The organism is Sphingomonas sp. UBA978, from assembly GCF_002292295.1.
GTDB lineage: Bacteria > Pseudomonadota > Alphaproteobacteria > Sphingomonadales > Sphingomonadaceae > Sphingomonas.
On sequence record NZ_DBBS01000020.1, the window covers coordinates 159,254 to 180,307 of the forward strand.

21 protein-coding genes are annotated in these 21,054 nt (G+C 68.2%); 4 read left to right on the plus strand and 17 right to left on the minus strand.

Features of this window, described 5'->3' with window-relative positions:
- Position 1: 1 nt before the first annotated feature.
- From nirD to B2515_RS13275, 6 genes are all read right to left on the minus strand, one after another.
- Entirely contained in the window at positions 2–340 is a 339-nt protein-coding gene (nirD, locus tag B2515_RS13250) for a nitrite reductase small subunit NirD (protein ID WP_204199344.1), read from the minus strand.
- A complete protein-coding gene (gene nirB, locus B2515_RS13255) occupies positions 337–2,820 on the minus strand; it encodes a nitrite reductase large subunit NirB (protein WP_293877034.1) in 2,484 nt (827 codons plus the stop codon). Before nirB ends, nirD begins: the two co-directional genes overlap by 4 nt.
- Positions 2,817–4,043 carry an alginate export family protein gene (locus B2515_RS13260; protein ID WP_293877035.1) on the minus strand — a complete coding sequence of 409 codons (1,227 nt, stop codon included), beginning with the start codon at positions 4,041–4,043 and terminating at the stop codon, positions 2,817–2,819. The genes nirB and B2515_RS13260 overlap by 4 nt, the downstream gene beginning before the upstream one ends.
- 1 nt (position 4,044) lies before the next feature.
- Complete coding sequence (locus B2515_RS13265; protein WP_293877036.1) at positions 4,045–5,283, minus strand: nitrate/nitrite transporter; 1,239 nt, start codon at positions 5,281–5,283, stop codon at positions 4,045–4,047.
- Between the two features lie 317 nt (positions 5,284–5,600).
- Positions 5,601–6,803, minus strand: coding sequence for a CmpA/NrtA family ABC transporter substrate-binding protein (locus tag B2515_RS13270; protein WP_293877038.1), 1,203 nt, complete (start codon positions 6,801–6,803; stop codon positions 5,601–5,603).
- Entirely contained in the window at positions 6,803–7,381 is a 579-nt protein-coding gene (locus B2515_RS13275) for an ANTAR domain-containing response regulator (RefSeq protein ID WP_293877040.1), read from the minus strand. The genes B2515_RS13270 and B2515_RS13275 overlap by 1 nt, the downstream gene beginning before the upstream one ends.
- Before the next feature lie 135 nt (positions 7,382–7,516).
- Here B2515_RS13275 and B2515_RS13280 point away from each other — a divergent pair, with 135 nt between their 5' ends.
- Positions 7,517–8,185, plus strand: a complete 669-nt coding sequence (locus B2515_RS13280; RefSeq protein ID WP_293877042.1) for a TetR/AcrR family transcriptional regulator — start codon at positions 7,517–7,519, stop codon at positions 8,183–8,185.
- A gap of 3 nt (positions 8,186–8,188) precedes the next feature.
- Here the strand turns inward: B2515_RS13280 and B2515_RS13285 are convergent, their stop codons facing one another.
- The 3 genes from B2515_RS13285 to B2515_RS13295 all read right to left on the minus strand — a co-directional run bounded on the left by B2515_RS13285 (position 8,189) and on the right by B2515_RS13295 (position 12,610).
- A complete protein-coding gene (locus B2515_RS13285; RefSeq protein WP_349676251.1) occupies positions 8,189–10,579 on the minus strand; it encodes a DUF3772 domain-containing protein in 2,391 nt (796 codons plus the stop codon).
- Between the two features lie 88 nt (positions 10,580–10,667).
- Positions 10,668–11,462, minus strand: a complete 795-nt coding sequence (locus tag B2515_RS13290; RefSeq protein WP_293877611.1) for an SDR family NAD(P)-dependent oxidoreductase — start codon at positions 11,460–11,462, stop codon at positions 10,668–10,670.
- 5 nt (positions 11,463–11,467) lie between these two features.
- Positions 11,468–12,610 (minus strand): fumarylacetoacetate hydrolase family protein, encoded by a 1,143-nt coding sequence (locus B2515_RS13295; protein WP_293877044.1) that lies wholly within the window; start codon positions 12,608–12,610, stop codon positions 11,468–11,470.
- A gap of 335 nt (positions 12,611–12,945) precedes the next feature.
- On the opposite strand from B2515_RS13295, the gene rpsU reads away from it, so the two are divergent.
- Both rpsU and B2515_RS13305 read left to right on the plus strand, forming a co-directional pair.
- Positions 12,946–13,152 (plus strand): 30S ribosomal protein S21, encoded by a 207-nt coding sequence (gene rpsU / locus B2515_RS13300; protein ID WP_017978269.1) that lies wholly within the window; start codon positions 12,946–12,948, stop codon positions 13,150–13,152.
- 109 nt (positions 13,153–13,261) lie between these two features.
- The gene (locus B2515_RS13305) at positions 13,262–13,855 is read left to right on the plus strand and encodes an FKBP-type peptidyl-prolyl cis-trans isomerase (protein ID WP_293877048.1); all 594 of its coding nucleotides are present in this window, start codon (positions 13,262–13,264) and stop codon (positions 13,853–13,855) included.
- A 428-nt stretch (positions 13,856–14,283) separates the two neighbouring features.
- Here B2515_RS13305 and B2515_RS13310 read toward each other — a convergent pair whose 3' ends face one another.
- The 4 genes from B2515_RS13310 to wecB all read right to left on the minus strand — a co-directional run bounded on the left by B2515_RS13310 (position 14,284) and on the right by wecB (position 17,990).
- A complete protein-coding gene (locus tag B2515_RS13310) occupies positions 14,284–14,529 on the minus strand; it encodes a hypothetical protein (protein WP_293877049.1) in 246 nt (81 codons plus the stop codon).
- Between the two features lie 199 nt (positions 14,530–14,728).
- Positions 14,729–15,490: a metallophosphoesterase family protein gene (locus tag B2515_RS13315; RefSeq protein WP_293877051.1), complete on the minus strand. Its 762-nt coding sequence runs from the start codon at positions 15,488–15,490 to the stop codon at positions 14,729–14,731.
- Positions 15,491–15,571: 81 nt separating this feature from the next.
- Positions 15,572–16,870: a UDP-N-acetyl-D-mannosamine dehydrogenase gene (gene wecC / locus B2515_RS13320; RefSeq protein WP_293877053.1), complete on the minus strand. Its 1,299-nt coding sequence runs from the start codon at positions 16,868–16,870 to the stop codon at positions 15,572–15,574.
- Complete coding sequence (gene wecB, locus B2515_RS13325) at positions 16,854–17,990, minus strand: non-hydrolyzing UDP-N-acetylglucosamine 2-epimerase (RefSeq protein ID WP_293877055.1); 1,137 nt, start codon at positions 17,988–17,990, stop codon at positions 16,854–16,856. Before wecB ends, wecC begins: the two co-directional genes overlap by 17 nt.
- Before the next feature lie 111 nt (positions 17,991–18,101).
- On the opposite strand from wecB, the gene galU reads away from it, so the two are divergent.
- Positions 18,102–18,971, plus strand: coding sequence for a UTP--glucose-1-phosphate uridylyltransferase GalU (gene galU / locus B2515_RS13330; RefSeq protein ID WP_293877057.1), 870 nt, complete (start codon positions 18,102–18,104; stop codon positions 18,969–18,971).
- Between the two features lie 40 nt (positions 18,972–19,011).
- On the opposite strand, the gene B2515_RS13335 is transcribed toward galU, so the two are convergent.
- The 4 genes from B2515_RS13335 to B2515_RS13350 are packed head-to-tail and all read right to left on the minus strand — an operon-like array spanning position 19,012 to position 21,042.
- Entirely contained in the window at positions 19,012–19,776 is a 765-nt protein-coding gene (locus B2515_RS13335) for a HesA/MoeB/ThiF family protein (RefSeq protein ID WP_293877059.1), read from the minus strand.
- A complete protein-coding gene (locus B2515_RS13340) occupies positions 19,773–20,168 on the minus strand; it encodes a hypothetical protein (RefSeq protein WP_293877061.1) in 396 nt (131 codons plus the stop codon). Before B2515_RS13340 ends, B2515_RS13335 begins: the two co-directional genes overlap by 4 nt.
- Positions 20,165–20,611: a dUTP diphosphatase gene (gene dut / locus B2515_RS13345; RefSeq protein WP_293877063.1), complete on the minus strand. Its 447-nt coding sequence runs from the start codon at positions 20,609–20,611 to the stop codon at positions 20,165–20,167. Before dut ends, B2515_RS13340 begins: the two co-directional genes overlap by 4 nt.
- A 47-nt stretch (positions 20,612–20,658) precedes the next feature.
- A complete protein-coding gene (locus B2515_RS13350) occupies positions 20,659–21,042 on the minus strand; it encodes a VOC family protein (protein WP_293877065.1) in 384 nt (127 codons plus the stop codon).
- Positions 21,043–21,054 lie beyond the last annotated feature (12 nt).

A 21,054-nucleotide genomic window follows, 5' to 3' on the forward strand; every position in this document is an offset into this window, starting at 1 on the left:
CTCACGCCGCCGCCTTCAGCACGCTGGTGCGGCAGATCAGCACGCGCCCCGCCGATACCTTCACCGGCACGACGGGCGTGCAGCCCTTGTCCTCGCCCAGCGCCTCGCCCGTCGTCAGCGATATCCGCCAGTTGTGCAGCGGACAGGCGACCGCCCCGCCGTGCACGATGCCCTGCGACAGCCGCCCGTGCTTGTGCGGACAGCGGTCGAGCAGCGCAAAGACCTTGCCGTCGCCGGTGCGGAACACCGCGATGTCGTCGCCGCCGGTGACCTGTACCGTGCGGCTGCCTCGGACGGGAATCTCGTCGACCCAGCCGATGTCGAGCCATTCGCCGATCATGCCATTTCCCTCCATGATTCGACTGGCGCGCTGTCCAGAGGTGTGAAGACCGCCATCGGCGCATGCTGTTCGCGCGCGTCGCCAGCGGCGCGGGCGGCCCAGGGGTCGTCCTGCATGAAGGTCTGCGAATAACGGAAGCGCGCGGCCAGCGCGTCGCGGCCCTCCGCGTCGTCGGCGATCCGTTGGCGGATATAGTCGACGCCGATCCGCTCGATCCACGGCGCGGTGCGCTCCAGATAGCGCGCTTCCTCGCGGTACAATTGGATGAAGGCGGCGCAATAGTGCATCGCCTCCTCCTCGGTGGCGACCTTGCACAGGAAGTCGGTGGCGCGGACCTTGATCCCGCCATTGCCGCCGACGTGCAGTTCGTAGCCGCTGTCGACGCAGACCACGCCGAAGTCCTTGATCGTCGCCTCGGCGCAGTTGCGCGGGCAGCCGCTGACCGCGATCTTGAACTTGTGCGGCATCCAGCTGCCCCAGGTCATCCGCTCGACCTTGACGCCGAGGCCGGTCGAATCCTGCGTGCCGAAGCGGCACCATTCGGATCCGACGCAGGTCTTCACCGTGCGCAGCGACTTGCCATAGGCATGGCCGCTGACCATCCCGGCGGCGTTGAGATCCGCCCAGACCGCGGGCAGATCCTCCTTTTTGATCCCGAAGATGTCGAGCCGCTGGCCGCCGGTCACCTTCACCATCGGCGCGTCGAATTTCTCGACGACGTCGGCGATCGCGCGCAATTCCTTGGGGGACGTCAGGCCGCCCCACATCCGCGGCACGACCGAATAGGTGCCGTCCTTCTGGATGTTGGCGTGGAGGCGCTCGTTGACGAAGCGGCTCTGCTGATCGTCCTTGTACTCGCCTGGCAGCGCGCAGAGCAGATAGTAATTGAGCGCCGGCCGGCACGACGAACAGCCGTCGGGCGTGCTCCACGTCAGCTTCTGCATCACCTCCGGGATCGATCGCATGCCCTGCGCGACGATCTCGCGCCGGACGTCGTCGTGGCCGAAGCTGGTGCATTTGCACATCGTCCGGACGGTGCGCTCGCCCGAATAATCGTCGCCCAGCGTCACCGCGAGCAGCGTCTCGACCAGTCCGGTGCAGGACCCGCACGAGGCGGACGCCTTGCAGGTCGCGCGCACCGCATCCAGCGTCGCGTTGCCGGCGCCGATGCAGGCGACGACCTTGCCCTTGGTGACGCCGTTGCAGCCGCAGATCTCCGCATCGTCGGAGAGCGCCGCAACGGCCGCTTTAGGGTCCGCCTGCCCCCCTCCCGAGGCGAAGGCCTGGCCGAAGATCAGCATGTCGCGGATCGCGGAGACGTCCTCCGCGCGCTTGAGCAGGTCGAAATACCAGCCGCCGTCCGCGGTATCGCCGTACAGCACCGCACCGACGACGCGGTCGCCCTTGACGACGACGCGCTTGTAGACGCCGCGGCTGGCGTCGCGCAGCACGATGTCCTCCGCCCCGTCGCCGCCCGAGAAATCGCCCGCCGAGAAGACGTCGAGCCCGGCGACCTTCAGCTTGGTCGAGGTGACCGAGCCGCGATAGCCGGTGTGGCGTTCGGTCAGCCCGTCGGCGAGCGCGCGGCACATGTCCCACAGCGGCGCGACCAGCCCATAGACGTTGCCGTCATGCTCGACGCATTCGCCGACCGCGAGGATCGACGGATCGGAGGTGACCATATGATCGTCGACCTGGATCCCGCGACCGACCGCGAGCCCCGCGTCGCGCGCCAGCGCTACCGACGGGCGGATGCCGACCGCCATCACGACGAGGCTCGCGGGGATGACGGTGCCGTCCTTCAGCGCGACGCCCTCGACCTGCGTGTCGCCGAGAATCGCGGCGGTATGCGCCTCGGTCAGGATCGTCTGCCCGCGCGCCTCCAGCGCCGACTTGAGCAGCCATCCCGCCGCCTCGTCCAGCTGCCGCTCCATCAGCGTCGGCATCAGGTGGATGACGGTGACCTTCATGCCACGCAGGCTCAGGCCGTGCGCCGCCTCGAGGCCGAGCAGCCCGCCGCCGATCACCACCGCATCGCCGCCGCGTCCCGCCGCGGCGAGCATATGGTCGACGTCCGCCATGTCGCGGAAGCTGATGACGCCGGGCAGGTCCTTGCCCGGCACCGGGATGATGAACGGATCGGACCCGGTCGCGATCAGCAGTTTGTCGTAGGACACGCTGCGTCCCGATCGCGCCGTCACCGTCTTCGCCGCGCGGTCGATTCCCTGCACCGGATCGCCGGCGATCAGCTCGATCGCGTTCGCGGCATACCAGGCGGCGTCGTTGATGACGATCTCGTCGAACGTCTTCTCGCCCGCCAGCACCGGCGACAGCATGATCCGGTTGTAGTTCACGTGCGGTTCGGCGCCGAAGATCGTCACGCGATAGCGGTGGGGATCGCGGGCGATCAGTTCCTCGACGGCGCGGCAACCGGCCATGCCGTTGCCCACCACGACCAGATGTTCACGCGTGTCTGTCATATCGTCCAGTCCAGTTGGAGCCAGAGTTTGCGGGTGTTCGTGGCGAAGCGGTCCGCGTCGTAATCGGCGTAGCGGACGCTGGCGGTGGTGCGGCCGAGCTTCGCCTGCGCGAGCAGGTCGATCTCGTTGCCGTAATGGCGGACCAGCCGGTCGCTCTCGAACCGGTGGTAGACCGCCTGCAGCGACACGTTGCGCAAGCTGCCGACCTGTTTCCAGCCCCAGCCGGCGCTGGCGTAGAGGTCGCGGATGCCGTCGGCCGGGGTGGTGGTGAACTTGTCCGCCCAGCCCTGGAACTTGAAGATCGCCGACAGCGGCGTCTGGAAGCTGGTCAGCGCCGTGCCCCGGTCCGCGCCGAGCACCTCGTAGCCCGCACCCAGCTTCGGCCCGGCCCCGGAGCCGGCCCCGGGTCCGGCAAAGTCCAGGCCGACGTCCGCCAGCCAGTAATCGGCCTTATAGTCGTTGGGGTTGCGGTGGTAATCCGACTGGCGGGCGTGGCTCGCCTGCCAGCTCAGCGTCGTCCTGCCGAGCTTGCGCGATCCCGCCAGCCGCACGCCATAGCTCTGGCTCGACAGGCGAAACCCCTGCACCGGCGCCTCGTCCTGGTCGACCAGATAGGCGAAGCCGGTCAGCGTGCCGACCGGCGAAGCCCAGCCCAGCGTCGCGAAGATATTGTCGCCGCCCACCGCCTGCGGCCGCGCGCCGGCCCCGTCGATGCCCCAGATCGTCCGCAGGCTCCAGGCATAGGTGACGTCGGCCTTGATCCCCTTCACCGGCACGACCTCGGCGCGGACCGCATCGAAGGTCTGGCCGTTGTTGCGGATCGCCGCCGCGCCGACGAAGCGCTCGTCGTCGAGCTGGATGCGCTGGCGCCCGGCGGTGAGCGTCAGCGGCGCGGTGCGATATTGCAGCTGCGCGCGGTACAGGGCGATGCTCTGCGGATCGTTGATCGACGGGCGCTGCGCCGCGGAACCGTGCAGGCCGTCGTAATAGTCGCCGACGATGGCGAGGTTGCCCTGTGCCTCGGCGAGCGCCGACCATGGTCCTTCGCTCACCTGCACGCCGGCGCGGATGCGCGCGGTCACCGCGTCGGACCGGTCGGGCAGGCCGTCCTGCGCGACATGTTCGTGGCGCAGGCGGGCGTCGATCAGCGGCGTGATCGTCTGCGCCGTGGCGGGAACCGTGCCGGCGAGCGAGAGGAGGGGGAGAGCGAAGGAATAGCGCATATCAGATCCGGACCGTATCGGCGGCGCCCCAGCGCGCACGCCATCCGCGCTTCACTAGGGTCAGACCGGTCAAGGCGACCAGAGCGAGGGCGGCGAAGATCAGGAAGCCCGACGAAAAGCTGCCGGTCAGCTGCTTGGCGATGCCGAGCGAGGAGGCGAGGTAGAACCCGCCGATGCCGCCGGCGAAGCCGACCAGCCCGGTCATCACGCCGATCTCCGCAGCGAAGCGCTGCGGCACCAGCTGGAACACCGCGCCGTTGCCGGTGCCGAGCGCCAGCATGGCGAGGACGAACAGCGCCAGCGCCGCCTCGACGCTGCCCGCGATGCTGACCCCGGCGAGTGCCAGCGCGGCGACGACGAACACCGCGGTCAGCGCCTTGACCCCGCCGACCGCATCCGCCAGCGCACCGCCCATCGGCCGCACCAGCGATCCGGCGAAGACGCAGGCGGCGGTGCAATAGCCGGCCTGGATCGTGGTCAGCCCGAACCGGTCGGTGAAATAGATCGGCAGGCTGGCGGCGAGCCCGACGAAGCCGCCGAAGGTCACCGCGTAGAAGCCCATCAGCGACCAGGCGTCGCCAGACTTCAGCGGCGTCAGATATTGCGAGAGGCTCTTGGGCGCGGGGGCATCCGGCGCATCCTTCGCCATCAGCATATAGGCGACGAACACGAGGGTCAGCGGGATGCAGGCGAGGCCGAGCACCGCGTTCCAGCCGAACAGCTTGGCGAGTGCGGGCGCGAACAAGGCGGCGAGCACGGTGCCGGAATTGCCCATGCCGGCAAGCCCCATCGCCTTGCCCTGATGCTGCGGCGGATACCAGCGGCTGGCGAGCGGCAGCGCGATCGCGAAGCTGGCGCCGGCGAAGCCCAGCACGACGCCCAGCGCGAGCGTGCCGGCGAAGCTGTTCACCCCCAGCGTCCAGGCGGAGAACAGCCCGGCGATGACGATGATCTGGCTGATCGCGCCCGCCTTCTTGGGACCGATCCGGTCGACGAGCAGCCCGTTGACGACGCGCAGGATCGCCCCCGCCAGCGTCGGCGTCGCGACCATCAGCCCCTTTTCGGCCGGGGTGAGCGCCAGCGTCCGTGCGATGTCCGGCGCGAGCGGGCCGAGCAGCACCCACACCATGAAGGCGAGGTCGAAATACAGGAATGCCGCGATCAGCGTCGGCGTGTGGCCGCTCGCCCAGAAACCGGTCTTGTCGCTCGTTCGATCGTCTTGCCAGAGTGCCGTGGCCATATGCCGTCCCCCATCTGCGCTGGACAAAGAAAAAGCCGCCAGGACGTCGACCATCGCTGGTTGCATCCTGGCGGCTTCGTTGCCGTATAGGGGAGGGCGGTCGCCGACCCCTTGCCGTCGATCCCGCCCCCCGTTGGACAGTCCCGACGTCTATTTCGTGTCCGGCTTCATCGCCCGACGATGCGAAAAATGCCTGATTCGTACCGGCAGCGCAAGGGTATTTCGCGCGTGCAGCAAAAAGTGGTTCAGGCGCAGCATCCTAGCTCTTTTTGGTCATCCGGGGGAATTGTCGGGGAGGGCGGAGGAAGGAGCGGAGGCTATCCCGCCAACCCGTTCAGATAGGCCGGTATCTTGTCGGGATCGAAGGCGCGCCCGTCGAAGAAGCGGTCGCTGCCGAGGATCAGCCGCCCCTGCGTCGCGCCGACGCCGGTCGCCGAATCGATCGATCCTTCCATTTTCGAACTCGCCCCCGGCAGTGTCGCCGACGATCCGGCGAGCGCCGCGCGATAGAGATCGGGCCGGAACACGCCCTCCGCCGCCTTCGCTTCCTCGGGGGAAAAGGGCGTGCCGTCCCAGCGCGTCATCTGCGAATAGAGCCACGCCGCCTGGCTGCGCCACGGGAAGTTCGCCGCCTCGCGATACTGGAACATGAAATCGGGGATGTGCAGCGCCTCGGCATCCTGCGCCAGCCGCACCCGGTCGGTGATCGCGCGCAGCACCGTCGCGGCGGGGGCGGCGCAATATTCCGGTCGCGACAGGATCGCGGCACTGTCCTCCGCGGTATCGGGCGCGAGGAAATGCGCGGCGGCGCGGTGCAAGGCGCGCAGCAGCGCCGCAACCTCGTCGCCGCGCTCCGCCATCGTGTCGTTGCGCAGCGCCAGCACCTTCTCGACCCCGCGCCGCCAGATCTGCGCGGTGACCAAAGCAATGCGGCCGACGCCGCGATCGACCGCGATGCTGTTCCACGGTTCGCCGACGCAGATGCCGTCGACCTCGCCCGCCGCGAGCGCGTCCGCGGCGAAGGGCGGGCTGGTGACGACGATCTCGATATCGCGATCGGGCTGGATGCCGACCGCGGCCAGCCAGTAGCGCAGCATGTAATTGTGACTGGAATAGCGATGGACGACGCCGAAGCGCAGCGGCGTTCCCGCCGCGGCCCGCGCCGTCGCCACCGCGCGCAGCCGCGCGCCGAGCGCCACCGGATCGGCGAGCCCGTCGCCCAGCTCCACCGCCTGAGCCAGCGCGGTCGACAGCGTCACCGCATTGCCGTTCAGCCCGAGCACGAACGGCACGCTCAGCGGCACCGCCGGCCGGCCGCGGCCGAGCGTGGTCGCGATCGCCAGCGGGGCGATCAGATGCGCGGCATCGGTATGGCCGTAGAGCAGCCGGTCGCGCACCGTCGCCCAGGTCATGTCGCGGACCAGCTCGATGCCGACGCCTTCGGCCGCGGCAAAGCCCTGTTCGTGCGCCAGGATCGGCAGCGCGGCGTCGACCAGCGGCAGGAAGCCGATGCGGAACATCACAAATCTCCCATCAGCGCGTCGCTGGTGACGATCGCCTCGGCGATCTCGGCGATGCGCCGGTTCGATTGCATCGCGTGGCTGCGCAGCAGCGCATAGGCGGCGGGCTCGTCCAGCCCGCGCCGTTTCATCAGGATCGCCTTGGCCCGGTCGACCGCCTGCCGGTCGGCGAGCGCGTTCTTCGCCTCGGCCAGTTCGTTCTGGAGCCGCGCGAACGCCTGAAAGCGGCGCACCGCGAGGTCGAGCACCGGCTTGATCCGCTGCTTGGCGAGCCCGTCGACGATATAGGCGGACACGCCCGCATCGACCGCGGCGGCGGTGGATTCGGCATCGCTCTGGTCGACGAACATCGCGATCGGGCGGGCGAGCGCGCGGCTCATCGCGAAGAAATCCTCCAGCACGTCGCGACTGGGATTTTCGAGGTTGACCAGCACCACCTCGGGCCGTGCCGCCTCCAGCTGCGCGAGCAGCGGCCCGGCGGGATCGATCAGCGCGAGGTCGCCGAGCCCCGCCTCGCGCAGCCCTTCGGAGATGATCGCGGCACGCGTCGTGCTGGTGTCGATGATCGCGATCCGCATCGCGCCACTATGCTGCCCTGCGGCATAAAGCCAAGCGCGACGTGCGGCGGCGGGCGACATCCGCGGTTCATCGGCGCGCTCTATGGCCGGACAGGCCGGTTGCTTTCGCCGGGCACCTCCGGGACAAGGACGCGCATGAACACTTCCGGTGCGACGATGATGACGGTGACGCCCCAGCGACGCGCCGGGCGGCCGAGCCGCGAAGAGGCGCGCGCGATCGAGACGCTGATCCTCGATCGCACCATCGACGCGCTGCGCGACGCCCGTTACGCGACGCTGTCGATCGATGCGCTGGCGCAGGACATCGGCGTCACCAAACAGACGATCTATCGCCGCTTTCCCAGCAAGGACGCGCTGATCGACGCGGCGGTCCAGCACCGGATGGACGAACTCTACGCCTTCGCCCGCGATACCGCCGACGGTGCCGACGACCCGATCGCGGCGCTGCGCGCCTTCACCCGGCATATGTTCACCCTGCTGCTCAAACCCGAGAATATCGGATTGAACATCTTCATCACCCACGCGTCGCTCACCGACGCCGGCTTCGCGCTGCGGCAGCGGCACTGGCATGCGATGCTGATGGCGCCGATCACCGGCGCGATCGCGACGGCGCAGCAACAGGGGCTGCTCGCCGTGGGCGATCCAGGCTGCATGGCGCACATGCTGTTCGACCTGCTCTCCGGACCCGTCAACCGGTCGCGCATCGTGCTCGACCCGCAGGCCGCGCTCGACGGATTGTGCGAGGAGGGCGCGTTCGATTACCGGTTCCGCGCCTTCCTGACGCTGTACGGCGTGCCCTGCTAAGCGTTAGTGGTCGCCGGGTCCCGGTACGTCTTTAGCAACCAGTTCCAGCCGCTGCGGCACGGTGCCGAGGTCGACGCCCTCGCTCCGCATCCGGCGCAATAGCTCCAGCAGTACGTCGCTCTTCGCGGCTCCGGTGTTGCGGGGGCTGGAGACGTGACCATAGCAATTGAACAGGATGCGCCCGTCGGCGATGCCGTCGAGCTGGACGAGCGGCGCGGGCGCGTCGAGGATCGCGGGTTCGTTGGCGAACGTCTCCAGCACCAGCGCCTTCACCCGGTCGGCATTAGTGGCGATCGGCACGGAAAACTGGATCTGGATGCGGCCCAGCGGGCCGGCAAGCGTCTTGTTGAGCACCGATTTGGTGATGAGCTCCGAATTCGGCACGATCAGCGTCGAATGGTCGCCCAGCTCGATCTCGGTCGATCGCACGCTGATCCGCTTGACGTCGCCCTCGTCGGTGCCGACGCGGATGAGGTCGCCGATCTTGATCGGCCGTTCGGCGAGCAGGATCAGGCCGGACACGAAATTCTGCGTGATCGCCTGCAGGCCGAAGCCGATGCCGACCGACAAGGCCGACAGCAGCAGTGCGATCCGTTCCATGCCGATGCCGAGCGACGCCAGCGCCCATACCACCGCCAGCGCGATGGCGAGGTAGCGCGCCACCAGCCGGATCGAATTGCGCACCGATCCGTCGAGGTCGGTGCTCGGCAGATAGCGCTGGTCGAGCCAGCCGGTGAACTGCCGGACGAGGAACAGGCCGAGGGCGAGCACCGCGACGAAGCGCAGGATGGTGCCCGGCGAGATCGAGACGCCACCGACCTCGACACCGCGGGCGAGGCCGCCGACCCGGTCGAGGAACGACCCGAAGCCCGCGCCGAACGGATAGAGCAGCAGCCCGAGCGCGATGACGACGATCGCCAGTCGCAGCATCGCCGACAGCAATACGCCGAACTGGTCGATCGCGCTCGGGCCGACGCCCATGCCGTGGCGCAGCGTCTGCCCGATCCGGCTGTCGCGCTGGAACAGGCTGGTCGCGACATCGTCGACCACGACCATCAGCAGATAGGTGCAGACCGCCAGCAGCGTCGCCCAGACGACGAACTGCGCGACGGTGATGGCGAGGCCGACATAGCCGATCAGCAGCGCCAAGCCGGCTCCCGCGACGACCAGCCACAAGGTCAGCGTAATCGCGCCGACACCGGCGCTGGTGGCGGCCTCCCGCTCGCTTTCGCCGTCCGCGGCCTCGGCGGCGCGCAGCCGCCCGACGATCAGCAGCGTCCCGCCGATCAGCAGCAGGTGGACGACGACTTCGGCGACTTCCAGTCCCAGCAAAGCGGTCGGGCTGGCGCCGATTGCGCTGTTGAAGGCGCCGAGCAGGATGACGACGAAGGTGAGGGCGGCGAACGCCCAGCCGACCGGCCGCAGCGCGGTCGCTGCGGCATCGGACAGGGGCACGACCCGCCATGACGGCTGGCTCGCCATCAGGAAGGCGGCGGCGACCGCGGCGGTGAAGCCGGCGAACCCGGCCGCGCCGACGAAGGCGTCGGCCAGCCCGCTCCACGACGGGGCGATCAGCGCCGACCAGCGCAGCCCCTGGACGAACAGAAAGGCGGCGGCGGTCGGCATCGCCGTGCCGATCAGCACCCGCCACAGCGCATTGGCCGATCGCCGCACCCGATGGCCCGGCGCGTCCGCGATCAGATACCGCTGCCCCATGCGCCGCAGCAGCTGCCGGACCGGCAGCAGCAGCGCGATCGCCAGCAACGCGCCGAGCAGCGCGCCCCAGGGCAGACCGCCGCGCAGGCCCGTCTCGACCTGCGTCCATTCGCGGCCCATGAAGGTCGTGATCCGGCGCGCATCGCGGGGCAGGGCGGCGAACAGCTCGCTCCAGAACCGCGGCGCGAGCGGGGAGGCGGAGCGGACCGCGATCCGTTCGCCGATCTCCGCAGCGTCGGTCTGATCGATCTCGGTGACCAGCTGCCCGGCCTCGACCGCGATCAGCTGGCCGCGCTTGACCTTCGAATCGAGTGAGTTGCGCGCGAGCGCCAGCGCGCGGCGTTCGTTGCGGATGTCGGCCGCCTCGACCACGCCGGCGACGGGCGGTCCGAGTCCCGCGATCCGGGCATCGACGAGCGCCAGTTGTCCGCGCAGCTGGTCCGCCGCCTCGCGCGCGTCGCCCTGCGCGGACAGCGCCTCGTCGCGCAGCTTGCCGCGGGCGGCGCGGTCGGTGCGCGTGTCGAGTGCGCGGTCGACCGCGTTCAGCGCGGTTTCGGCGGTGGTCAGTTGACCGGTGGCGGCATCGATCGGCGAGGGCTGCGCCGTCGCGGGCACCGCCAGCGCGAGCAGCAGCAGGACCCAGAGCCGCGCCACCGTCGCCATCGCCCGTCTGCCCACGCTCAGCCTCTTTCGTCCATGCCGCTCATGCGAAGCGCCTTGGTCGAAGATGCGGCGAAAGTCACGGCCGGCGCGCTGGCCGTGACTGTCACCGCCAGCCGGCGTCCATCCAGTAATTGTGCGCGGTGCACATGCGCGCATCGTCGGCGGCGAGGAACAGCACCAATGCGGCGACATCGGCCGGTTCGATCCGGCCGTCGAGGCATTGCGCCGCGACGATCTCCGCCTCGCCCTCCGGCGTGTACCATTTCTCCTGTCGCGGCGTCTTCACATTGCCCGGGATCACCGCGTTGACGCGGATATTGTCGCGGCCGAGGTCGCGCGCGAGGCTGCGCGTCAGCCCTTCGATCGCCGCCTTGGCAGTCTGGTAGAGGATCAGGTCCTCGAGCCCGAGATGCCAGCTGATCGACCCGAAATTGACGATCGACCCGCCACCTGCGGCCTTCATCGCCGGGATCACCGCCTGCGCGGCGAAGAACTGGTGGCGCAGGTTGACGTTCATCCGCTCGTCCCAATAGGCCGGGGTGACATCGGCGATGGCGTGGCGATCGTCGTTGGCGGCATTGTTGACGAGCACGTCGACGCCGCCCAGCGCCGCCTGCAGGTCGGCGAACGTGGTGGCGAGCGCCGCGATATCGGTGAGGTCGAGCCGCCGGAAGAGCGGCACATGGTCGACGTCCGACAGGCGTTCGATCAGCGCGCGGCTGTCCGCTTCGGCGATATCGACGAAGCCGACCTTCGCGCCCTGCCGGGCGAAGGCCTCGACCAGTCCGGCACCGATCCCCGATCCGCCGCCGGTGACGATGACGCGCTTGCCGCGCAACGAAGGGTAGTGCGCGCGCCAGCCATCGGCGGCGGTCGTGTCGGTCACGTTCGTCTCCATCGTCGTCATGCCCGGAGCAATCCGCGGCCGGCGAGGTTGCGGATCAATGCCGAGAGGCCGAAGCGCCATGCGGGCGCATCCTTCGAGGTCGTCACGATATTGACCAGTCGGCCCAGCTTCGGCGTCGCGATCGCGACGGTGTCGCCGACCTTGTGCGTGAAGCCCTGTCCGACGACGTCGCGATCCTGCGTCGGGGCGAACAGCGTGCCGAGGAACAGCACGAAGCCATCGGGATATTGATGCTCGCTCAGCGCCTGCCGCACGAGCTCTTCGGGATCGCGGCTGATCTGGTCCATCGCGCTGGCGCCGTCGAGCGTATAGCCGTCGGTGCCCTCGATCCGCAGCGTGATCTCGGCCCGCCGCACGTCGTCGATCGTGAAGCCGTCGTCGAACAGGCGGACGAACGCGCCGAGCGAACAGGATGCGTTATTGTCCTTCGCCTTGCCGAGCAGCAGCGCCGAGCGGCCCTCGAAATCGCGCAGGTTGACGTCGTTGCCCAATGTCGCCCCGATCGCGCGGCCGGCGGGGTCGACGAGCAGCACGACTTCGGGCTCGGGATTGTTCCACGTCGAATCGGAGCGGATGCCGACGTCCGCGCCCCAGCCGACCGTCGCCAGCACCGGTGCCTTGGTAAAGATCTCGGCGTCGGGGCCGATCGCGACCTCCAGATATTGCGACCACAAGGCTTCGTCGATCAGCGCCTGTTTCAGCGCGGCCGCTTCGGGCGATCCCGGCTTTACGGCGCGCATGCTGCCGCCGATCCGCCCCTCAAGCCGCGCCCGCACCGCGGCTGCCGCACCGGCGTCGCCGCGTGCGCGTTCCTCGATGACGCGCTCCATCGCCGATACGGCGAAGGTGACGCCGGCCGCCTTGACGCATTGCAGGTCGATCGGGCTGAGCAACCGCGTCTCGCCATCGACGCTCAGGCCGATCGCATCCAGCGCGCCGATCGCTTCGCCCGCTGCAGGATCGAACGCCGCTTCAGCCACCAGCTCGGCGACCGTCGGCGCGACGCGGCTCATGTCATGGGCGATGCCGCCGACGATCAGGACCGGGCAGGGGCCCTCGCCGCGATCGATGCGGCCGATCCACCGCCCCGCGCGCCAGTCGCTGCCGAGCGCGTCGGCGGGATCGAAGGGTATCGGCATGGTCAGTATCTCCATGGAAGGGGCGGATCAGCGATGGCCGGCATGCGCCGTGAGCGGGCGCCCCGGTGTGGCGTCGGCCCCGGCGTCCTCCGGCAGGCGATCGTCATGCGGCCTGTCATCCCCTGCTACGCCAGAACCTGCGTCCTGTTAGCGATACCATTGATCCCGGCGACGATCGCTGTCAATGTGACCGCCGATCGTGTATCGAGCATGCCAGGGCAACGTGGATCGCCACGGGTTGCCAATTGCCGGGTGCGCTGTTAGGGGCGGCGTTCACACGGCGCGGACCTATTGTCTGCGGCCGCTTTAGCTATTGACCGGAGTGATTGGGTTTTATGCAGATCGTCGTCCGCGACAACAATGTCGACCAGGCTCTTCGCGCGCTCAAGAAGAAGCTGCAGCGCGAGGGCGTGTATCGCGAGATGAAGCTGCGCCGTCACTATGAGAAGCCGTCGGAAAAGCGCGCGCGCGAGCGTGCCGCCGCGGTGCGTCGTGCCCGCAAGCTCGAGCGCAAGCGCGCCGAGCGCGATGGTGCGCGTTAAGTTCTTCTGATCGTTGCGAGGGTCGCGCCTGTATCAGGGCGGCCATCGCGACGTTTCGACACAACCAACCGGTGACGGTCGGCCCGGCACCACAACTCCAGGTGCCCCGATGTCGACCGTCACTGCCGTCCCGCTGCAGCCCGTCAAACGCAGCTATCTCGTCTATCTCTGGGTTGGCATCGTGCTCGCCTGCGTCGCAGCCTTTCTCCTGGCGCGGCAGGGGGACGATTTCCTGACCCGCAATGCGCGCGCCAGCGGCGTGATGACGACGCCTTCGGGCCTTCAGTACAAGGTGCTGCAGCCCGGCCAGCCCGGGGCGGCCAAGCCGACCGATACGGACGTCGCGCTCGTCAATTACGAGGGCAAGCTGCTCGACGGCACCACCTTCGACAAGTCGCAGCAGCCGACGCCGATGCCGGTCGCGGGGGTCGTTCCCGGCTTTTCCGAAGCGCTGAAGCTGATGCCCAAGGGCGCGAAGTATCGCGTCTGGATCAAGCCGTCGCTCGGCTACGGGGCCGAGACGAAGGGGCCGATCCCGGGCAATTCCACCTTGGTGTTCGATGTCGAGCTGATCGACTTCCTGCCTGAATCGGTCGTTCGCCAGATGCAGGCACAGGCGCAGCAGCAAGGTGCGATGGGCGGCATGCCCGGCGGCGCACTCCCGCCCGGTGCGCTTCCGCCGGGCGTTCCTGCCGGCCGCTAAGCATCTGAGATTATTCGCATTGAAAGCCGGCGCTGGGGACAGTGCCGGCTTTTTCGTGTGCGCGTCCTGCATGGTGAAGGGGCGGCTGCCGAAAGCTCGCGCCGCTGAGCATGGCGATCGTTCGACATTCGTCGGGAGCAGAGGGTGTTCGCGCCGAGGCGCGGAGGACGCGGAGTGGGACCGTCCGCGGCGGCGTCGCTCTGTGATGTTCATGTGTCGGTGGGAGGATCGCGAAGACTCTGGCGCAGCGTCTCCCTGCGTTCTCCGCGCCTCCGCGCGAACCATCCCTTTTGTTTGCCCGGAGGCGGACGTGGCCACGCGAAAGCGGACCCGGTCGATCGGACGGCGAGACGCGGCAACCCATCTGCGCCGGACAAAAAAATAGCGGCCCGAAGGCCGCTATTTCCTAGCCGAAGCTATCGGTCAGCTTAGTTGCTGTCCGCGTCGTCGTCGCTGTCGGCGACAACAACGATACCGGCGACAACGGCAGCAGCCGCGACCAGTGCGATGATGATGCCGCCACCGGCGAGCTCGTTCTTCTTCGACGACGCCGAACCGGTACGGACCGACTTCGACACCGACAGGCTGGCAGCCGGGTTTGCCGGAGCGGCAACCGCCGGAGCAACGGTCATCGTCGCGGCAGCAGCAGCTGCGAGATACTTCCCAAGACGCATAATGAACTCCCTCTTGTGCTCGTCACCGGTCGCCTTGCCAGAACTAGGTCAGCAGGACAACCGCTTATCGGCCGCGAACCCCGAATGATCCGCAACCGTTGCGGCGATGCAACATGGCACCGCCACGGGTCGGCATAGCATGACGGGTATCGCTGTGAAGCCCCAATCATGCCGACATCGCTTCACGCGAACGCGAAATTCAACCGGCTCGTATCGTCCATCGCGAAGTGCCTTCGAGGCCCAGCGCAGTCAAACGCCCGGTTTCATAGGCGCCCGTATCTACGCCGATGCGATGTGGCTGTACGTCCAAGTCTTCGCTGATCGTATGTCCATGAACGACCATCTTTTCAAAGGGGCGTTCATGATTCAAAAACGGATTACGTATCCATCGCAGATCCGCGCTGCGCTGGCTCGACAGGTCGGTGCCGGGCCGGATGCCCGCATGCACGAAGACATAATCGCCGATGACGATCAGATCCTCGAAACGCGTCAGAAACTCCTGATGCGCGATCGGGATCCGCTGACCCATGGCGGCGTGCAATTCCTCGTAATCCATGGGGTCATAGTCGGCCGCGTCGATGCCGTAGCTCATGATCGTCTCGCGTCCGCCGATGCGGCAGAACATGCGCAGCGCCTTGGGTTCGCCCTTGAGCGATTCGAGGAACACCTCCTCGTGATTGCCGAGCAGGAAACGGGTATCGGCGCGCGTTTCGGCCAGCAGGCGCAGCCGCTCGATCACGGCGGCAGAGGCGGGGCCGCGGTCGACGAGGTCGCCGAGGAAGATCAGCGTCGTCCGCGCCGGCCCGCGCGCCGCATCGTCGTCGGCGATCAGCGCCAGCAATTGCCCGAGCAGATCGTCGCAGCCGTGGACATCGCCGACCGCATAGACGCGTTCGCCGTCGGGTATGGCGGGAGCGGGGGATGCCGACGCGCGGCGCGCGCCCAGCAGCTTTTTAAGCATGTCATCCTGTCGATCGAGGCGGAGCGTTCAGTTAGGCCCACCGGGCATAGGCTGCAACACCCTGAACGGCACGTGAAAGCGTCAGCTCGCCAGACGAAGCGCCGCCGGCGCGGCGGCGGTGGCGGGCTGGTCCGGCCAGATGCCGCGTGTATCGAGCACGGCCTTGTCGCGCCGCTCCTCGACCGGCACCGAGCGGAAGACGTCGTGATCGACCAGCACGATCATGATCGGGCACGTCTCGATCGCGGTGTCGATGTCGATCAGCCGCGCGCCCGAGCCGTCGAAGGCGGCCGGCAGCGTATCGGCATAGGGCTCGACGATCCGCACGCGGTCGCCGAACCGCATCGCCAGCCGCTCCGCCACCTTGAGCGCGGGGCTCTCGCGGAAATCGTCGATATTGGCCTTGAAGGCGAGGCCGAGGCAGGCGACCGGCGCGCCGGGTCGCGCCTCGATCAGAGCGGCGGCCTGCGCGACGACATGGTCGGTCTTGCCGTCGTTGACGATCCGCGCGGTGCGGATGAGCGGCGTGTTGGCGGGATCGGCATGGACCAGGAACCACGGATCGACGGCGATGCAATGGCCGCCGACGCCGGGGCCGGGTTGCAGGATGTTGACGCGCGGATGGCGGTTGGCGAGGCGGATCACCTCCCACACGTCGACGCCCATCGTATCCGCGATCAGGCTGAGTTCGTTGGCGAAGGCGATGTTGACGTCGCGGAAGGCGTTCTCGGTCAGCTTGGTCATCTCCGCCGCCCGGGCGGTGGTGGTGACGCAGGCGCCGCGGACGAAGCGGCGGTAGAAGGTCAGCGCCTTGCGCGCGCAGCGCGGGGTGATGCCGCCGATGACGCGGTCGTTGTCGATCAGCTCGACGAGGATGCGGCCGGGCAGCACGCGTTCGGGACAATAAGCGATCGCGATGTCCGCCGCCTCGCCGGTGCGGCCGGGGACGCGGAGGTCGGGGCGCAATTGCGCGAGCAGGTCGCGGACCTTCTCCGTCGTGCCGACCGGCGAGGTCGATTCGAGGATGATCGTGTCACCGGCCTTCAGGACCGCGGCGATGCCGGTGGCGGCCTGCAGGACATAGCCGATATTGGGCGCGTGATCGTCGGCGAAGGGCGTCGGCACCGCGATGACGAAGACGTCGGCGGGTTCGATCGTGGTCGAGGCGCGGAGCGACCCGCGCGCGACGACGCCCGAGACGAGGCCGTCGAGATCGACCTCCTCGATATGGACTTTGCCCGAATTGACGGTGTCGACCACCGATGCGGTGACGTCGACGCCGAGCACGCGCGCGCCGGTGCGGGCGATCACCGCCGCGGTCGGCAGGCCGATATAGCCGAGACCGAGGACGACGACCTTCAGTTCAGAGTCCGAAATCATCGGCGACGATCCTTGCGATCCGGTTGCTGGCCTGGCCGTCCCCGAACGGATTGTGGGCGCGGGCCATGGCGGAATAGGCCGCCTTGTCGTCCAGAAGCGTGAAGACTTCGGAAACGATGCGATCCTCGTCGGTGCCGATCAGCTTCGCGGTGCCGGCGACGACGCCCTCGGGGCGTTCGGTGGTATCGCGCATGACCAGAACGGGTTTGCCGAGCGCGGGCGCTTCCTCCTGGACGCCGCCCGAATCGGTCAGCGCGATATCGCACAGCGTCAACGCACGGATGAAATGCGGATAGTCGAGCGGCGCGATGCGCGCGACATTGGCGGCATCGCCCAGCACCGCATCCATCACCGCGCCGACGTTGGGATTGGGGTGCATCGGAAACAGGACCGCGACGTCGTCGCGCGCGGCGATGCGGGCGATGCTGCGGGCGATCGCCGCCATGCCGTCGCCGAAATTCTCGCGGCGATGGGTGGTGACGAGGACGATCCGTTTGCCCGCGAACCGCGCGGCAAGGTCGTCGAGCCCGGCGGCGAGCGCCGGTTCGGCGGTGATCCGTGCGCGCGTCCAGTGCAGCGCATCGATCACCGTATTGCCGGTGACATGGACGCCGGCGGTGACGTTCTCGCGCGCCAGCGCCGCCGCGGCGGTGTCGGTGGGCGCGAAATGGAGATCGGCGATCGGCGCGACGATGCGGCGGTTCACCTCCTCCGGCCAGGGATGGTAGATGTTGCCCGATCGCAGTCCGGCCTCGACATGCGCGACCGGGATCTTGCGGTAATAGCCGGCGAGCGCGCCGACCATCGCGGTCGCGGTATCGCCCTGGACGACGATCCGGTCGGGCGCGACGCGGTCGATCACCTCGCCCAGACCGGTGAGCAGGCGCGCGGTCAGCCGGTCGAGCGATTGGCCCGGCTCCATCAGGTCGAGGTCGATGTCCGGCGTCAGGCCCGCGATCGCCAGCACCTGGTCGAGCAGGCCGCGATGCTGCGCGGTGACGCAGGTGACGGTGTCGATGCCGCCCGCATCCTCCAGCGCGCGGATCACGGGAAACAGCTTGATCGCTTCCGGCCGCGTGCCGAAGACGATCAGAACTTTGGGGCGCGATGGCGATGTCATGCCCGGGGGCTTAATCTATTTGCCTTAATGTGAGACTAAGCACTGCAACTGCATGTTTGCTAGGGCGTGCGGCAGCCTCTACACGCCGACGGACTTACGAGAAGGGTGACAATGACGATCAAGCGGGTGCGCAAAGCGGTATTTCCGGTGGCCGGTCTCGGCACGCGATTTCTGCCGGCGACGAAGGCGATGCCGAAAGAAATGCTGACGGTCGTCGACAAGCCGTTGATCCAATATGCGGTCGAAGAGGCCCTGGAAGCGGGTATCGAACAGATCATCTTCGTGACCGGGCGCAACAAGCATGCGCTCGAGGATCATTTCGATATCTCCTACGAGCTCGAAGACACGATGCAGGCGCGCGGCAAGTCGCTCGACCCGCTGCAGGGGACGCGGATGAAGCCGGGCAGCCCGGTCTATATCCGCCAGCAGCAGCCGCTGGGTCTCGGCCATGCCGTGTGGTGCGCGCGCGAGATCGTCGGGGACGAACCGTTCGCCGTGCTGCTGCCCGACGAGCTGATGGTCGGCAAGCCGGGCTTCATCAAGCAGATGGTCGAGGCCTATGAGCGGGTCGGCGGCAATATCGTCGGTGCGCTGGAGGTGCCCGACAGCGAGACGGACAAATATGGCATCATCTCGCCGGGGGCGATCGACGGCCGGCTGACCGAGGTGAAGGCGCTGGTCGAGAAGCCTGCCAAAGGCAGCGCGCCGTCGAACCTGATGATCCCCGGCCGCTACATCCTGCAGCCCGAGGTGATGCGCATTCTCGAAGGGCAGGAGAAGGGCGCGGGCGGCGAGATCCAGCTGACCGACGCGATGGCGCAATTGATCGGGCAGCAGCCGTTCCACGGCTTCACCTTCGACGGACAGCGCTACGACTGCGGCGACAAGGCGGGGTATATCCAGGCCAATCTCGCGCTGGCGCTCGACCGTGCCGACATCGGACCGGCGGTGCGCGACTTTGCGACGACGCTGCTGAAATAAGGGCGATGCGCCGCCTTCCCCGATGGGGAGGCGGCGTCGCTTACGTTCGCGGCGCTTGGCCGCAGGTCCTGCAGCCCGGGTCCTTGGGCAGGCGCAGCGTCCGGAAACGCAGGCTTAGCGTGTCGGCGAGCAGCAATTTGCCCGCGCTGTCGTCGCCGAAGGGGTGGAGGGCGCGTAGCACCTCCAGCGCGGCGAGGCTGCCGATCGCGCCGGCCATCGGCCCCAATACGCCGTCCTCGGCACAGCTGACGCCGGCGCGATCGGGATCGTCGCCGACGAAACAGCGGTAGCAGGGCTTGTCCGCCTCCCAGCCGCGGAACACGCCGAGCTGACCGTCGAACTGGCCGATCGCGGCGGACACGAGCGGGATGCGCGCCGCATAAGTGGCGTCGGCGACGCACAGTCGCGTCGCGAAATTGTCGCAGCCATCGAGAATCGCATCCGTATCGGCGAGGATGTCGGCGACGTTGGTCGCGTCGATCCGGAGCGCGCGGGCCTGCGCGACGATGTGCGGATTGAGCCGCCGCGCCGCCGCTGCCGCCGCATCCGCCTTGCGCAGGCCGATGTCACCGGTGGCATAGATCGTCTGGCGTTGCAGGTTGGACAGGTCGACCGCGTCGTCGTCGACGATCGTCAGGCGTCCGATCCCGGCGGCGGCGAGATACTGGATGGCGGGCGAACCGATTCCGCCCGCGCCGATCACCACCACATGCGCGGCGCGGAACCGCTGCTGACCGGCGCCGCCGACCTCCTTGAGGACGATATGCCGGGCGTAGCGGGTGAGTTCGTCGTCGGAGAGCGTCACGCCGGCCAGGAGAAGGTCAGACTGGTGCGATACCAGGTGTCGGGATCGGTCGCCGCGGCGGCGATGTTGCCGCGCGCCAGGCTGGAGACGAGCCCGGCGGCATATTGCTCCACCGACGGACAGGCGATCGCGCGCGGGACGACGCGGCGCGGCTGCGCGCCCGGCCCGACCAGCACCGCTAGGTCGATCCTGAGCGTCCAGCCCTGCGCAGCCGCTATCGCCGCAGTGCAACGCCCCGCCTTGACCTCGGCACGGACGAAACCCGACAGGTTGGGGCTGTCGTCCGCGCTGCGCATCAGGGGCAGGGGGCGTAGCACGCTCCAATCCTGCGGCGGCATCGGCAAGGGCGATGCGCCGGCCAATTGGGCCGCCAGTACAAGCACGTCGATCATCGGCCGGTCGATCCGAACCCTCCGCTTCCGCGTGCGGTATCGTCGAGTCCGTCGACGATGGCCAGCGTGGCGCGTTGAACCGGGGCGGGGACAAGCTGGGCGATCCGCTCGCCCCGCGTGATCGCGAACGGCGCTTCACCCAGATTAATCAGGATCACTTTCACCTCGCCGCGATAGTCGGAATCGATCGTCCCCGGGGTGTTGAGACAGGTGATGCCGTGTTTGAGCGCAAGGCCGGAGCGCGGACGGACCTGCACCTCATACCCCTCGGGAATCGCGATGGCGAAACCGGTGGCGACCGCAGCCCGCGCGCCGGGCGCCAGCGTCAGCGCCTCGGCGGCGACGACGTCCATCCCGGCCGCGCCGGCAGTGGCATAGGCAGGGACGGGCAACCCCTCGCCATGCGGCAGGCGGCAGAGGCGGATGGCGATCGCGTCGGTCATGGTCCTGCCCTATCGTCGGTTTGGCGTATTTGTCGATCGATCATGCGCTACGGGTTATGAACGATCGCCAGCTTGTTGCCCGAGGGATCGCGTACATAGGCCGCATACCAGTCGGGACCATAATGGGGTCGCAGACCGGGGGCGCCATCGTCCTGCCCGCCATGCGCCATGGCCGCCCGATAGAAGGCGTCGACCTGATCGCGATTCGCCGCTGCGAAGCCGGTCATCGCGCCATTCCCGGCACGCGCCGGTTCCCCGTCGAACGGCTTGCAGACCCACAGGGTCATGCCTTTGCCTGTGCCATCGCGCGAATAGGCGCGCCACCCGGGGAAGGCGACATGCGACGACCAGTCGATCGTGGCGAGCACGGCATCGTAAAAGGCGTTGGAAACCTCGGAGTCGTTCGCGCCGACCGTCACATAATGATCCATGACACTATCCTC